The organism is Flavobacterium palustre, from assembly GCF_014639535.1.
Lineage (GTDB): Bacteria > Bacteroidota > Bacteroidia > Flavobacteriales > Flavobacteriaceae > Flavobacterium > Flavobacterium palustre.
This window is the reverse complement of record NZ_BMGA01000004.1, coordinates 176,320-192,347: the sequence shown is the minus strand read 5'-3', so window position 1 is coordinate 192,347 and position 16,028 is coordinate 176,320. Positions and strand designations below refer to the sequence as shown.

At 34.7% G+C, this 16,028-nt stretch carries 12 protein-coding genes and 1 tRNA gene; 11 read left to right on the top strand and 2 right to left on the bottom strand.

Annotation, left to right across the window (positions count from 1 at the left end; all coding sequences use genetic code 11):
- Positions 1-191 precede the first annotated feature (191 nt).
- Positions 192-262: transfer RNA gene (locus tag IEV84_RS09980), tRNA-Gln, on the top strand.
- Positions 263-313: 51 nt separating this feature from the next.
- Here IEV84_RS09980 and IEV84_RS09975 read toward each other — a convergent pair.
- Complete coding sequence (locus IEV84_RS09975; protein WP_188494139.1) at positions 314-1,138, bottom strand: universal stress protein; 825 nt, start codon at positions 1,136-1,138, stop codon at positions 314-316.
- A 177-nt stretch (positions 1,139-1,315) separates the two neighbouring features.
- Between IEV84_RS09975 and rimP the strand changes: the two genes are divergently transcribed.
- The 4 genes from rimP (at position 1,316) to IEV84_RS09955 (ending at position 6,882) form a co-directional block, all read left to right on the top strand.
- Positions 1,316-1,780, top strand: a complete 465-nt coding sequence (gene rimP, locus IEV84_RS09970) for a ribosome assembly cofactor RimP (RefSeq protein ID WP_188494138.1) — start codon at positions 1,316-1,318, stop codon at positions 1,778-1,780.
- A gap of 13 nt (positions 1,781-1,793) precedes the next feature.
- Positions 1,794-3,047 (top strand): transcription termination factor NusA, encoded by a 1,254-nt coding sequence (gene nusA / locus IEV84_RS09965; protein ID WP_188494137.1) that lies wholly within the window; start codon positions 1,794-1,796, stop codon positions 3,045-3,047.
- Between the two features lie 52 nt (positions 3,048-3,099).
- Complete coding sequence (gene infB, locus IEV84_RS09960) at positions 3,100-6,024, top strand: translation initiation factor IF-2 (protein WP_188494136.1); 2,925 nt, start codon at positions 3,100-3,102, stop codon at positions 6,022-6,024.
- 261 nt (positions 6,025-6,285) lie between these two features.
- On the top strand, positions 6,286-6,882 hold the full coding sequence (locus IEV84_RS09955; RefSeq protein WP_188494135.1) for a hypothetical protein: 597 nt from the start codon (positions 6,286-6,288) through the stop codon (positions 6,880-6,882).
- 183 nt (positions 6,883-7,065) lie between these two features.
- Here IEV84_RS09955 and IEV84_RS09950 read toward each other — a convergent pair whose 3' ends face one another.
- Positions 7,066-7,455, bottom strand: a complete 390-nt coding sequence (locus tag IEV84_RS09950) for an SPOR domain-containing protein (RefSeq protein ID WP_188494134.1) — start codon at positions 7,453-7,455, stop codon at positions 7,066-7,068.
- A gap of 217 nt (positions 7,456-7,672) precedes the next feature.
- Between IEV84_RS09950 and IEV84_RS09945 the strand changes: the two genes are divergently transcribed.
- From IEV84_RS09945 to IEV84_RS09920, 6 genes are read left to right on the top strand one after another with little or no spacing between them, the layout of a single operon-like run.
- A complete protein-coding gene (locus tag IEV84_RS09945) occupies positions 7,673-9,004 on the top strand; it encodes a c-type cytochrome (RefSeq protein ID WP_188494133.1) in 1,332 nt (443 codons plus the stop codon).
- A 32-nt stretch (positions 9,005-9,036) separates the two neighbouring features.
- Entirely contained in the window at positions 9,037-12,090 is a 3,054-nt protein-coding gene (locus tag IEV84_RS09940; RefSeq protein WP_188494132.1) for a TAT-variant-translocated molybdopterin oxidoreductase, read from the top strand.
- Between the two features lie 30 nt (positions 12,091-12,120).
- Complete coding sequence (gene nrfD / locus IEV84_RS09935) at positions 12,121-13,524, top strand: NrfD/PsrC family molybdoenzyme membrane anchor subunit (RefSeq protein WP_188494131.1); 1,404 nt, start codon at positions 12,121-12,123, stop codon at positions 13,522-13,524.
- On the top strand, positions 13,517-14,044 hold the full coding sequence (locus tag IEV84_RS09930) for a DUF3341 domain-containing protein (protein WP_188494130.1): 528 nt from the start codon (positions 13,517-13,519) through the stop codon (positions 14,042-14,044). Before nrfD ends, IEV84_RS09930 begins: the two co-directional genes overlap by 8 nt.
- Positions 14,045-14,051: 7 nt before the next feature.
- Complete coding sequence (locus IEV84_RS09925; RefSeq protein WP_188494129.1) at positions 14,052-14,597, top strand: c-type cytochrome; 546 nt, start codon at positions 14,052-14,054, stop codon at positions 14,595-14,597.
- Positions 14,598-14,624: 27 nt separating this feature from the next.
- Positions 14,625-16,019 (top strand): quinol:cytochrome C oxidoreductase, encoded by a 1,395-nt coding sequence (locus IEV84_RS09920; RefSeq protein WP_188494128.1) that lies wholly within the window; start codon positions 14,625-14,627, stop codon positions 16,017-16,019.
- Positions 16,020-16,028 lie beyond the last annotated feature (9 nt).

Here is a 16,028-nt window from a genome sequence, read left to right as displayed (position 1 = left end):
ATTTAAGGTTGTAGGCATTAACAAAATTTTCTAGAAAACAAATGGGATTTTTAATGTGTTGATTTTGAGTATGGTTTTTGTTTTTTGAATTTTTTTTCGAAAAAAAACCAAAAAAAATTTGCGGAAACTAGAAAATGCTCTAAATTTGCACTCGCTAAACAAAACAACAGTGATGTAAGGCAAATAAGGAATGGCCTATGGTGTAATGGTAACACTACGGTTTTTGGTGCCGTCTTTCTAGGTTCGAGTCCTAGTAGGCCAACAAAAAAGTCCCGATTTAATCGGGACTTTTTTTATGCGGTAAACTTTTGTTTTATATTTTTAATACTAAAAGAGGTTTGGATGCGTGATTGGCCAGGTCTTCGCTGATACTTCCTGTAAAGAAATGAGAAAGACCTGTTCTTCCGTGTGTGCAGAGACTGATTAAATCGGTGTTGATGTCTTTTGCAAAATGAATGATGCCTTTTTCTATGTTTAAATCGTTGTAAATATGGAATGAATAGTTCTTTACTTCAAATTTACTAATAAATTCATTTAGTATTTTATTGGCGATAGCGGTGGTTTTAAAGCTGTTCGGGGTGCATATTGTTACCAGATTTAGTTTGGCGTCAAATAATTTAGCAAAATCAAGGATTTTTTGGAATGGTTTTTTTATTTCTTCCGAAAAATCAGAAGCGAAAACTATATTAGTCGGATTGAAATCATTGATTTCTTCCTTAATAACAATTACGGGAACCGGAGATAGTCGGACTACTTTTTCAGTATTGGATCCTAGTATAAGTTCTTCAATTCCTGAAACGCCATTAGATCCCATAACAACTAAGTCTATTTCTTCTTTGTTGATAAAGGATAGGATGCCATGAGAGGCCTTTTCTAATTGAATAAAATCGATTACAGTGATTCCTTGCAGGTAGTTTTTTTCTTTAATGAACTGCATAGTTTCTTTTGCTTTTTGTAGAAACAACATGATTTCCGGAATGGCAGCTCCTCCTGTGATGGCGTCATTCATTTGGCTTGGTATTTCCAGCATGTGCAAAAGGTGAATTTCGCAATTGTTCTTTCGGGCTATTTGAGCTGCTGCTTTTAAAGCGTTTTCAGCTCGTGTTGAGAAATCGGTAGGTACAAGGATTCGTTTCATGGTTTTGCTCTTTGGAAGGGTTTAGAAGTTGGGTTTTTAAAGTAATAATAAAGGTAAGGAATAATTTTACAGCAATCAATTATTTTTGGTTTATAAAAATAAACACTATATTTGTGCCGTTATTTATTAAAATCTAGATAATGAGGGGACTAAATGTCCCCTCTTTTTATAAAAAATATGACATTTAAAGAGAAAGTAAATACGTTATTGGAGAAGGCTCTTGAAGAAAGACCTACGCTTTTTTTGATAGATCTTACTATTACTGACGCATTTAAAGTTATGATAACTTTAGATGATGATAATGGTGTAATTTTGCAGGACTGTATTGATATTAGTCGGGCAATAGAGAGTAATCTGGATAGAGAAGAGCAGGATTATTCTTTAGAGGTGGCTTCGGTAGGTGTAGGATCTCCATTAAAGATGGTTCGTCAATACGTGAAAAATATTGGTAGAACCCTGATTGTGACTACAAATACTGAAAAAATTGAAGCTGAATTAGTTGATGCTAATGAAGATTTCATAATTTTGTCTTGGAAAGCAAGAGAGCCTAAAAAAGTAGGGAAAGGAAAAGAAACAGTACAGAAAGAACAACAAATACCTTATACAGAAATCAAAGAGGCAGTTGTTACAGTAACATTTTAATTAAAGAATTCGCATGGAAAATTTAGCATTAATCGATTCATTTTCAGAGTTTAAAGATGATAAACTTATTGATCGTGTAACGCTTATGGCAATTTTAGAAGATGTATTTAGAAATGCATTGAAGAAAAAATACGGTTCAGATGATAATTTCGATATCATTATCAATCCTGATAAGGGAGATATGGAAATTTGGAGAAGAAGAGTAATCGTTGCTGATGAAGATTTAGATTTCGAAAATGAAGAGATTACTTTAACTGAGGCTAGAAAAATCGAAGCAGATTTTGAAATTGGAGAGGAAGTTTCTGAAGAGGTAAAATTGATTGATTTGGGAAGAAGAGCTATTTTGGCATTGCGCCAAAACCTGATTTCTAAAATCCATGAACATGATAATACAAATCTTTATAAGCAATTTAAAGATTTAATTGGTGATATTTACACCGCCGAAGTACACCACGTAAGACCAAGAGTTGTTATTCTTGTGGATGATGAAGGAAATGAAATTGTTTTGCCAAAAGAAAAACAAATTCCATCTGATTTCTTCCGTAAAGGAGATAATGTACGCGGAATTATTGAAAGCGTTGAATTGAAAGGAAACAAACCTCAGATTATTATGTCCAGAACTTCTGAGAAGTTTTTGGAGAAATTATTTGAGCAGGAAATTCCGGAGGTTTTCGACGGTTTGATTATGATTAAAAAAGTAGTGAGAATTCCGGGTGAAAAAGCAAAAGTAGCTGTGGATTCTTATGATGACAGAATTGATCCGGTAGGGGCTTGTGTGGGAATGAAAGGTTCCCGTATTCACGGAATTGTACGTGAATTAGGAAATGAAAACATTGATGTTATCAATTATACTAATAATATTCAATTGTTTATTACAAGAGCATTGAGTCCTGCAAAGGTTTCTTCGATTAAAATTAATGAAGAAGCTAAAAGAGCTGAGGTGTTTTTAAAATTAGAAGAGGTTTCAAAAGCTATTGGTAGAGGAGGACACAACATTAAATTAGCAGGTTTGTTAACAGGTTATGAGTTGGATGTTATCAGAGAAGGAGATGTTGAAGGAACTACCGCAGATGAAGATGATGTTGAATTAACAGAGTTTTCAGATGAAATCGAAGAGTGGATTATCGAAGAATTTGCAAAAATCGGATTGGATACTGCAAAAAGTATTTTGAAACACGATGTAGAAGATTTAGTAAGAAGAACTGATTTAGAAGAGGAAACAATTCTGGATGTAATGAAAATATTGAAAGAAGAGTTCGATAGTTAGTCCTATGTACTTCTAGCAACACAACGAAAATAGGTAATATTAAAAAGGTTATATGTCTGAAGAGAGAGTAATAAGAATAAACAAAGTTTTAAGGGAATTGAATATTTCTTTAGAAAGAGCTGTGGATTATCTTAAAGATAAAGGGATTGCGATAGAGTCCAATCCGAACACAAAAATTTCTAATGAAGTGTACGATGTCTTGTGCGGTCAGTTTGCGGGTGACAGAGGGAAAAAAGAGGCTTCGAAAGAAGTGAGTGAGGAGAAAAGAAAAGAAAAAGAGGCTTTACGTATTGAGCGTGATAAAGAAGTAGAAGAGAAACGTAAGCAAGAGGAAGAATTACAAAGACAACAACAGGAGGTAATTAAAGCAAGAGCTGTAATTTCAGGACCTGTACAAGTTGGCAAAATTGATTTGAATCCTATAAAAACTACTCCTCCTGTAGTTGAAGAAAAAACAGTAGCTCCTAAACCTGAAGTTGCAGAAGATAAACCAGCTGCTAAAACTAGTTCTCCGGAGAAAATCGAATCAGACAAAAAAGAAGAAAAACCTATCGTTGCTGAAGCTGCTAAGGCTGTTGTAGAAAATGTGGCTCCTAAAGAGGAACCTAAAAAAGAAGAGAAAGAAAATTTAGCTAAGCCGCAACTTAAAGAAACAGTTAAAGTTGAGAAAGAAACTCCAAAAACTGACGAAGCACCGGTTGAAGAAGCAATAGCTACTCAATACCAAAAACTTTCAGGTGCTACTCTTACAGGTCAGGTAATCGATTTGTCTCAATTCAATAAACCTAAGAAGAAAAAAGAAGATCCTAAAATAGCTGCCAACAAGCCGGGTACTCCTGGTGCTGCCGGAGCTAATGCAAATAAAAATAAGCGTAAGAGAATTGCGCCTAAGCCGGGAACTCCAACTGCTCCTAATACATCCAATGCTCCCAGAACTCCGGGTGCTCCAAATCCAAATAAAATAACACCTAACACAGGTGGTGGATTTAATGCTAATAGAGGAGACAGAGGTGCCAGACCGGGATTTGTAAAAGGAAATCGTCCTGCTATTGTGGCTAAGGTTGAGCCGACAGAAGAGGAAGTTAAAAATCAAATTAGAGAGACTTTAGAAAAACTTCAGGGTAAAAAAGGAGGAAAATCTAAAGCGGCTAAATACAGAAGAGATAAAAGAGATACACACCGTCAGAAATCAGATGACGAACAAAGAGCTTTAGATGAAGAAAGTAAAATTCTTAAAGTAACTGAGTTTGTAACTGTAGGTGAAATCGCTATCATGATGGATGTGCCTATTACGAAGGTAATTGGAACTTGTATGTCTTTAGGAATCATGGTTACGATGAATCAACGTTTGGATGCGGAAACATTAACAATTGTTGCAGACGAGTTTGGTTATGATGTTGAGTTCATTACTGTAGATATCGAAGAAGCTATCGAGGTTGTTGAAGATAAAGAAGAAGACTTAGTAAACAGAGCACCGATTGTTACGGTAATGGGTCACGTTGACCATGGTAAGACTTCCTTGCTGGATTATATCCGTAAAGAGAATGTAATTGCTGGTGAGTCAGGTGGTATTACACAGCATATTGGAGCTTATGGAGTAACTTTGGATAATGGTCAAAAAATTGCTTTCTTAGATACACCAGGTCACGAGGCGTTTACAGCGATGCGTGCCCGTGGAGCTCAGTTAACGGATATTGTTATTATTGTGATTGCGGCTGATGATGACATCATGCCACAAACCAAGGAAGCAATTTCTCACGCTCAGGCTGCTGGTGTGCCAATTATTTTTGCAATTAATAAAATAGATAAACCAAACGCGAATCCAGATAAGATTAAAGAAAGATTAGCTGGTATGAACTTGCTTATCGAGGAATGGGGAGGTAAAATCCAATCTCATGATATTTCTGCTAAAACAGGTCTTGGTGTAAAAGATCTTTTGGAAAAAGTATTGTTAGAGGCTGAAATTTTGGATTTGAAATCAAATCCTAATAAACCTGCCCAAGGAGCTGTAGTAGAGGCATTCTTAGATAAAGGAAAAGGATACGTTTCTACTATCATGGTACAACATGGAACTTTAAAAATTGGAGATTATTTGCTAGCAGGTAAACATCATGGTAAAGTGAAAGCGATGCAGGATGAACGCGGACATGTGATTACTGCAGCGGGACCTTCAACTCCGGTATCTATTTTAGGTTTGGATGGAGCACCTACAGCCGGTGATAAGTTTAATGTATTTGAAGACGAAAAAGAAGCAAAACAAATTGCTGCTAAACGTTCTCAATTAATGCGTGAGCAGTCAGTACGTACACAACGTCATATTACGCTTGACGAAATTGGACGTCGTATCGCATTAGGTCAATTTAAAGAATTGAACGTAATCCTTAAAGGAGACGTGGATGGTTCTGTTGAGGCATTGTCTGATTCGTTCTCTAAATTGTCAACTGAAGAAATTCAAATTAATATCATTCATAAAGGAGTTGGTGCCATTACCGAAACTGACGTTATGTTAGCTTCTGCTTCAGATGCCATCATTATTGGATTTAACGTTCGTCCTGCCGGAAATGCAAGACAGCTTGCTGATAAAGAAGAAATCGACATCCGTTACTACTCAATTATCTATGCGGCAATTGATGACTTGAAAGATGCAATGGAAGGAATGCTTGCTCCTGAAATGAAAGAGGAAGTATTAGGAACTGCTGAAATTAGAGAGATTTTCAAAATTTCTAAAGTTGGTTCTATTGCAGGATGTATGGTTACCGATGGTAAAATTACACGCCAGGCAAAAATTAGAGTTATCAGATCCGGAGTGGTAGTTCACGAAGGTGAATTAGTTGCATTGAAACGTTTTAAAGACGATGTGAAAGAAGTAACCAAAGGTTACGATTGTGGTATTCAGATTAAAGGATTCAATGATATTGAAGAATACGATGTTATTGAAGCTTACCACGAAGTAGCAATCAAGAAAAAATTGAAATAATATTTCAATCATATATAAATTCATAAGAAAATCCCGATTCTTCGGGATTTTTTGTATTTTAGACTTTTTGTAAAGTTTTTGTTGATGAGTGATGTTGTAAACTTTACAAATTGGTATATAAAATAAGATGTGTCACACGAAAGGATTCGTGCGGCAGCGAATTGTTAGTCAATTTTTGTTGAGCTTATCAATACTAATAGTTGTGTAAAATATAATGTAGGTTAAGAGAAGTTGTTTGCTAGTTTAAAAGAAGCTGCTAAAATGAAAAAAATATTAAGTGTAATCAGTGTTTTATTTGTAATAGTTTTTTCCTCCTGTAATAATACAGAAGTTGTTAGAGAGAAAAATATTTATTACAAATTGTATTCTGAAAAGGATAGTTTGATTGGATTTTCTTTAAGAAAATATATATTTAGTCAAGATACAATTAAGGAAAAATATTTGACTATTGACTTGAAGGGGAAAAAGACATATGATCATAAACGGTCATTTTATAAAAAAGAAGGAGATTTTTTTATTTTTTCAAACATAAAAAATGATAACGCTAAATTTTTATATTTTTCTCCTGCTAAAAAAGATACTTGTTTTCATGTGAATAGGAGGATAGAAAAATTTTATCTATGTAATAAAGGAAAAGTAAAATTCAAAAATTATAAAAATGCCTATAAAGTTTATTACGATGAGAGAGGTTATGATTCTAGAAAAGAGACTTTGATATTAGATAGTGATTATACAGTATTGGCTAGGTTTGAAGATTGCTATGACTATAGAAAAGAAATTATTGTAGAAAATAATGATATAAGCGAAGATGTAAAATTAAAACTTGAAAGTGCTAGTAAATTAATTTTATGGTGGTAGTTAGTTTTTTATCCAATTTTTGCGAGGTGGCTTAGCTTGTGTTGATGAAATGAATAATTTAGGTTTTGAACAAGGTTTGAGTGTTTTATGATTTATTGAAATGTTGAAGCTAATAAAAACAGCCTGAATAAACTCAATATTGAGTTTATTCAGGCTGTTTTTTATAACAAAAAGTGTTGAAATTTATTTTTTGGGCTTAATCAAAAAAGCATTTGGGTAGCTTTTTTTGAGTTCGGTCAAATTTCGTTCTGCGTCAATTCTGGTTTTAAAATTGCCAATCCAGACTTTATAATTGGGCGTGTTGAATACAATGGTTCCGTCTAAGTTGGGAAAATTTAATTTGCAGTCATTTAATGCTTTTTTTGCTTTTTCACTTACACCACTGAAAATTTGAATTTTATATCGCTCATTTACAGCTATTGAGGGGTTTGTTTTTCTTTTTTCGTTTAATAATTGTTCAAATTTAGGATTTTGCTGAATGTTAATTTTTGTTTCCTGAGCGGATACTTTAAGGCTAAAAATACTTAGATAGGCAATGCAAAAAATGCTGTTTCGAATAGTTAAAATTCTCATAATGTGAAGATTTTTAAGTAAAATTACTAATTATATACTTAATGTGAAATAAAAAACTTATTTAGAATTGATATAAATTGTTGTTTGGGTTGTTTTAGGGTTTTGAGAATAGTTCTTAAGTCGTATTTTTGTGGCTGTTTAAAATAAAGGGACGTTTTTATATGAAATTGTTGTATAAAAAATTGTGCCAATTTTTAGTAGATAATCATTATACTTTATGAAAAAGGTGGGTAACCATAATTCGAACTCAAGGAAAATGTTTTTAAGTTTAGCGATGATGCTGGCTTTTTCCTTCTCTTCATTTGCGCAAGATGCTGCTCCTGCAGCTCCAACCGAGGCTGCTCCTGCAGCTGCTACAGCTGGTGGTGATCCGGTAAAAGGTAAAGCGCTTTTTAATTCTAATTGTGCTGCTTGTCATAAGCTTGATGCTAAATCAACAGGGCCTGCTTTAAGAGGGGTTGCTGATAAGCATGATGCAGAATGGCTTTACAAGTGGATTCATAACAGTTCTGACATGATTAAGTCAGGTGATGTTGCTGCTGTTAAATTATTTGAAGAAAATAATAAGGCTGTGATGACCTCTTTTCCTCAATTATCTAATGAGGATATTGATAATATTATAGCATATACTTCAGAGCCAAAAGCAGAGCCTGCTGCTGGTGCTGCAACCGGTGCTGCTACTCCTCCAGGAACTGATGTTAGCGGAGGTAGTTCTAATAATATGATATTAGGAGTGCTTGCTTTGGTTTTAGTTGTTTTAGTAGTGATGTTGTTTATGGTAAACAATGTGCTGAGAAAAGTAGCTAAAGCAAATGGTATTGAAGTTGCTGCTGTTAAAGAGCGTACTTCAATTTGGAAAGCTTTTGTTAAAAATCAATTTCTAGTATTGGTTTCCTGTATCTTCTTATTGCTTGCCAGTGGTTATTTTGTGTATGGCTATTTGATGCAGGTGGGTGTTGATCAGGATTATGCTCCAATTCAGCCAATTCACTATTCTCATAAAATTCACGCTGGTGATAATGAGATTAACTGTAAATATTGTCACTCTGCTGCCAGAGTTAGTAAAAATGCAGGTATTCCTTCTTTGAATGTTTGTATGAACTGTCATAAGAACATTTCAGAGGTTGCTGAAACTACAGCTACTCCTGAGTACAGCAAAGCTTTCTATGATGCTCAGATTCAAAAATTATACGATGCAGTTGGTTGGGATAAAACGACTCAGTCTTATACTGGAAAACAGCAACCAGTTAAATGGGTTCGTATTCATAATTTACCTGATTTCGTTTATTTCAATCACTCACAACACGTAACAGTGGGTGGTATTGAATGTCAAACTTGTCACGGTCCTGTTGAGACTTATGAGATTCAAAAACAATTTGCTCCTTTAACTATGGGTTGGTGTATTGATTGCCACAGAAAAACCGATGTTAAAATGGAAGGAAATGGGTATTATACTAAGATACATGAAGAACTTTCTAAGAAATATGGTGTGGATAAATTGACTGAAGCACAAATGGGAGGTTTAGAATGTGGAAAATGCCACTATTAATCAAATTATTAAGATTTTAATATATATATACAATGTCATCAAACAAAAAATACTGGAAAAGTGTTGAGGAACTAGAAAATGGTTCTATTGTTGAGGCGCTTAGAAATAACGAGTTTGTCGAAGAGATTCCTGCGGATGAATTTTTAGGGAATGCTGATGCAATGGCATCGTCTTCAACATCAAGACGTGATTTTCTAAAGTACGTTGGGTTCAGTACTGCAGCAGCTACACTTGCAGCATGCGAAGGGCCTGTGAACAAGTCGATTCCTTATGTATTACAACCGGAGCAAATCATTCCTGGAGTAGCTGATTATTATGCAACTTCTGTATTTGATGGTTTTGATTTTGCAAATCTACTTGTTAAAACACGTGAAGGGCGTCCTATTAAAATAGATAATAATACTATTTCGGGAGCTAAATTTGCTGCAAATGCCAGAATTCATGCCTCAATATTGTCATTGTATGATAATATGCGTTTGAAAGAACCAAAAGTTGAAGGTAAAGATTCAGTTTGGTCTGTAGTGGATTCAAAAATTAAATCAAGTGTTGCTGAAGCGAAAGCTAAAGGTGGTCAGGTGGTTTTCTTGACGAATACTTTAGCGAGTCCTTCAACAGAAAAATTAATTGCTGATTTTATTGGAGCAAATCCAAACGCAAAACATGTAATTTATGATGCTGTTTCTTCTTCTGAAGCTTTAGATGCTTTTGAAGCTGTTTATGGAGAAAGAGCTTTAGTAGATTATGATTTTTCTAAAGCGTCACTTATTGTTTCTGTAGGAGCTGATTTTCTTGGAGATTGGCAAGGTGGAGGATATGATGCAGGTTATGCTCAGGGCAGAGTTCCTAAAAACGGAAAAATGTCCCGTCACTTCCAGTTAGAAGCTAATATGACATTGTCTGGTGCAGCTGCTGATAAGCGTTTGCCTATGTCAGTTGCTAATCAAAAACAAGCATTAGTACTTATATATAATATAGTAACAGGTTCTTCTGTTGCTGTAAATTTAGCACCTGAATTAAAAGCGGAAGTTACTAAAGCGGCTCAGCAATTGAAAGCTGCTGGTTCTAAAGGACTTTTGGTTTCTGGTATTCAGGATAAAAATGCACAATTATTAGTTTTAGCTATTAACCAAGTGTTGGCTAGTGAAGCTTTTACTACTGTAGGTGCAAGACAAATAAGAAAAGGTTCTGATGCAAATGTAGCTCAGTTGATTAATGATATGAAAGCAGGTAGCGTTCATACTTTGATTATGAGCGGAGTGAATCCGGTTTATACTTTGGCTGATTCGGCTTCTTTTGTTGAAGGTCTTAAAAAAGTAAAAACTTCAGTTGCTTTATCTTTGAAAGAAGATGAAACGGCTTCTGTTGCAACTATTGCTGCTCCGGTACCTCATTACTTAGAGGCTTGGGGAGATTTAGTTTTGACTAAAGGAACTTATAGTTTAACACAGCCAACTATTCGTCCATTGTTTAAGACAAAACAATTTCAGGATGTTTTAATGTCTTTAAATGGTCTTACAGGAACTTACTACGATTATTTAAAAGCTTATTCTTCATCATTTATTGCAGGTTCAACTTGGAATAAGGTTTTACATGATGGAATATTTGTTGGAGCTCCTGTTGCTTTGTCTGGTGGTACAGCTGATTATGCCGGTGCTGCTGCTGAATTAGCAAAATCAAAAGCTGCTAACGGATTAGAATTGGTATTATATACTAAAACCGGAATGGGAGATGGTCAACAAGCTAATAACCCATGGTTACAAGAGTTTCCTGATCCTATTACAAGAGTTTCCTGGGATAATTATGTTACTGTTTCTAATGCTGATGCAAAAACATTAGGATTGTCTAATGAAATTGTTGCTAACGGAGGTTTGAATGGAAGTTATGCTACTATTACAACTACTGATGGTGCTAAATTAGAAAATGTTCCGGTTATTGTTCAGCCAGGACAGGCGGTTGGTACTGTAGGTTTAGCTTTTGGATACGGTCGTAAAGCGGCTTTGAAAGAAGAAATGCAGGTAGGTTTAAATGCTTATACTTTATATAAAGGTTTTAATGATGTTCAGTCTGTTGAATTAGTTAAAGCAGCTGGAGAGCATGAGTTTGCTTGTGTTCAGGGTCAAAAAACTTTAATGGGTAGAGGAGATATTATTAAAGAAACTACTTTAGAAATCTTCAATACTAAAGATTCTAAAATTTGGAACGAAACTCCAAAAGTATCTTTAGATCATAAAGAAGTTGAAGCTACTTCAGTTGATTTATGGGAATCTTTTGATCGTTCAGTAGGTCATCACTTCAATCTTTCTATTGATTTGAATGCTTGTACAGGTTGTGGAGCTTGTGTAATTGCTTGTCATGCTGAAAACAATGTACCTGTTGTAGGTAAATCAGAAGTAAGAAGAAGCCGTGATATGCACTGGTTGCGTATCGACAGGTATTATTCTTCTGAAGAAACTTTTGAAGGAGATAATGAAAGAAAAGAAGGAATTGCAGGTTTGTCAAGTTCTCTTTCTACTTTCAATGAAATGGAAAAAGCTTCAGATAACCCACAAGTTGCTTTCCAACCAGTAATGTGTCAACACTGTAACCACGCACCTTGTGAAACAGTTTGTCCGGTTGCTGCGACTTCTCACGGTCGTCAGGGTCAAAACCACATGGCTTACAACAGATGTGTTGGTACTCGTTATTGTGCTAACAACTGTCCTTATAAAGTACGTCGTTTTAACTGGTTCTTGTACAACAAAAACAGTGAATTTGATTACCACATGAATGACGATTTAGGACGTATGGTCTTGAATCCGGATGTAAACGTACGTTCTCGTGGGGTTATGGAAAAATGTTCTATGTGTATCCAAATGACACAAGCTACAATCTTAAACGCTAAGAAAGAAGGTAGAGAAGTAGTTGATGGTGAATTCCAAACGGCTTGTTCTGCAGCTTGTTCTTCAGGAGCAATGATATTTGGTGATGTTAATAATAAAGAAAGTAAAGTAGCTAAATTAGTTGCTGACGAAAGATCTTACCACTTATTAGAGCATGTTGGAACTAAACCAAATGTGGTTTATCACGTAAAAGTTAGAAACACTTAAGAAATAAATTTAAAATCAATATAAAGGAATATGTCTCATATATACGACTCTAGTATTAGAAAGCCTTTAGTTATAGGTGATAAATCTTATCACGATGTAACAGTAGATGTGGCAGCGCCTGTCGAAGGTTTGGCTAATAAACATTGGTGGATTGTATTTTCAATCGCTTTAGCAGCCTTTCTTTGGGGAATAGGATGTATAGTTTATACGATATCTACAGGTATTGGAACATGGGGATTAAATAAAACAGTTGGTTGGGCTTGGGATATCACTAACTTCGTTTGGTGGGTAGGTATTGGACATGCCGGTACACTTATCTCTGCAGTATTATTGTTGTTCCGTCAAAGATGGAGAATGGCAATTAACCGTTCAGCAGAGGCGATGACAATCTTCTCAGTTGTACAGGCAGGTTTGTTCCCAATTATTCACATGGGTCGTCCTTGGTTAGCTTACTGGGTATTACCTATACCAAACCAATTCGGATCTCTTTGGGTTAACTTCAACTCTCCATTACTTTGGGACGTATTTGCAATCTCTACTTATTTATCGGTATCATTGGTTTTCTGGTGGACTGGTTTATTGCCTGACTTTGCAATGCTTAGAGATAGAGCGATTACTCCATTTAATAAAAGAGTTTATTCAATCTTAAGTTTTGGATGGAGCGGAAGAGTAAAAGACTGGCAGCGTTTTGAAGAAGTATCTTTGGTACTTGCAGGTTTAGCAACTCCACTTGTACTTTCTGTACACACGATTGTATCTATGGACTTTGCTACTTCTGTAATTCCTGGATGGCATACTACAATTTTCCCTCCTTACTTCGTTGCAGGAGCAGTTTTCTCAGGATTTGCGATGGTTAATACCTTGCTTATTATTATGAGAAAAGTTTCTAACTTAGAAGCTTATATTACTTTACAGCACATCGAATTGATGAACATTATCATCATGATTACAGGTTCTATTGTAGGTGTGGCTTATATTACTGAGTTGTTTGTGGCTTGGTATTCAGGTGTAGAGTATGAGCAATATGCTTTCCTGAACAGAGCAACAGGACCTTACTGGTGGGCATATTGGGCAATGATGACTTGTAACGTTTTCTCTCCACAATTTATGTGGTTTAAAAAATTAAGAACAAGTATCATGTTTTCATTCGTAATTTCGATTGTTGTAAACATAGGAATGTGGTTTGAGCGTTTTGTAATTATTGTAACTTCTTTACATAGAGATTATTTACCGTCTTCTTGGACAATGTTCTCTCCAACATTTGTTGATATTGGAATTTTCATTGGAACAATAGGTTTCTTCTTTGTGTTGTTTTTATTGTATTCAAGAACTTTCCCTGTAATTGCTCAGGCAGAGGTAAAAACAATTCTAAAAGCAACAGGAGATAATTACATTAGAGAAAGAGAAGCAAATAAAGATTCACACCATGAGTAGTAATAAAGTAATTTACGCCATTTATAATGACGATGATATATTGATGAATGCTGTTAAAAAAACCAGAGCAGCACACCATCATATTGAAGATGTTTTTTCTCCATTCCCTGTTCATGGTTTGGATAAAGCTATGGGAATAGCGCCTACACGATTAGCAATTTGTGCATTCTTATACGGATGCGTTGGTATTTCTGTTGCTACATTTATGATGAGTTATATTATGATTCATGACTGGCCGCAGGATATAGGTGGTAAACCTAGTTTTAGTTATATTCAAAATATGCCATCTTTTGTGCCAATTATGTTTGAGATGACTGTATTTTTTGCTGCTCACTTAATGGTTATTACTTTTTATATGAGAAGTAGATTGTGGCCTTTTAAAGAAGCTGAAAATCCTGATGTAAGAACTACTGATGATCATTTCTTAATGGAAGTAGCTATTAAAGACAATGAGGAAGAATTGGTTTCTTTTTTCAAAAGTACAGGTGCTGTAGAAGTTAAAGTAATAGAAAAGAATTAATTTAGATATGAAAAGGGTATATAAAATAACACTATTATTAGGCATAACTATTTTAGTAGCTTCATGTCATAATGATAAAGAGCCGAATTATCAGTATTTTCCAAATATGTATGAGTCTGTAGGCTATGAAACTTATTCAGAATCTAAAGCTTTTCCTGATGGTAAAGAAGGTTTGCTTCCTGCTCAAGGAAGTATTAACAGAGGTTTTGAACCTTATGAGTATCCAAATACTACGGAAGGTTATGAATTAGCTAAAGCAAATTTAAAATCGCCGCTTGATTCTTTAGATAGAAACTCTGATAAAGGAAAAGAACTTTTCGATATCTATTGTATTAGTTGTCATGGTGCAACTGGTAATGGTAAAGGAAAATTAGTTGAGAGAGAGAAATTCCTGGGAGTACCTAGTTATGCTGACAGAGAAATCACTGAAGGAAGTATATTTCACGTTCAGACTTATGGTTTAAATTCAATGGGTTCTCATGCCAATCAATTAAGTGTTCATGAACGTTGGTTAATTGCTGACTATGTTCTTAAACTTAAAAGCCAATTATAATTGTTGAACAAACTGATCGTAATAGATATGTACACATTTTCAAGTAAATTAAAAACTTTTTCTATCATCTTAATGGCCGTTGGTGTATTAGGTATAGCTTATGGTTTTTTAAACGCACCAAAAGATATTCATGAAGTTGAGAAAATCCTCGCTGCTGAATCTCACGGAGGTCACGGAGAAGCGCATCATGAAGAAGCTAAAGCAGAAGGAGCTCACGCTGCTGTAGCTCATGGAGAAGAAGCTCATAAGGCTGTTTCTCATCATGCTAAGGCATATGAAGCTAAAGAAGCATCGGAGCACGAAGAGCATTTAACTCACGTTTTGCACCAATTGCAAAATAAACCTTGGGCAGCTTTATATGTTGCTTGTATTTTCTTTATGCTTGTTGCAATGGGAACTTTAGTTTTTTATGCAATTCAGCAGGTAGCTCAAGCTGGATGGTCTCCGGTATTATTTAGAGTTATGCAAGGCATTACAGCTTACCTTCCTTATGGTTCTGTAATATTCTTTATTATATTAGTTTTATGTGGTCTTCATTTTAATCATTTGTTCACTTGGTTGGCTGATGGGGTAACTGATCCTAAAAGTGCTAATTATGATGAATTGATTGCCGGAAAATCAGGTTATTTAAATTTTGGTTTTTGGATTGTAAGAGCAGCTATTTTCTTATTAGGATGGAATTTATACCGTCACTATTCTCAAAAGAACTGTTTGGCTCAAGATGAGGCTAATGATAATACTTTTTACAAAAAGAACTTTAAATTATCAGCTGGATTCTTAGTTTTCTTTATCGTTTCTGAGTCTATTATGTCTTGGGATTGGATTATGTCATTTGATCCACACTGGTTTTCTACATTATTTGGATGGTATGTATTTGCAAGTTTCTTTGTGAGCGGTATTACTATGATTGCTATGGTAACTGTTTATTTGAAATCAAAAGGATATTTAGAATATGTAAATACTAGTCATATCCATGACTTAGCTAAATTTATGTTTGGAATTAGTATCTTTTGGACTTACTTATGGTTTTCTCAATTTATGTTAATCTGGTATGCTAATATTCCTGAGGAGATTACTTATTTTGTAACTAGAATTAACTTATACAATCTTCCATTCTTTGGAGCTGTTGTTATGAACTTTGTTTTCCCGATATTGATTCTTATCAATACTGATTTCAAAAGAATTACATGGGTAATTGTTATGGCAGGTATTGTAATTTTAGCAGGTCACTATATTGATTTCTTTAATATGATTATGCCTGGTACTGTAGGAGATCAATGGTTTATTGGTGTTCCTGAAATCTCATCAGTTCTTTTCTTCCTTGGATTGTTTATTTTTACTGTATTTACAGCATTAACTAAAGTTCCTTTATTAGCAAAAAGAAATCCTTATATCGAAGAAAGTAAACATTTTCATTATTAATTTTTAAAG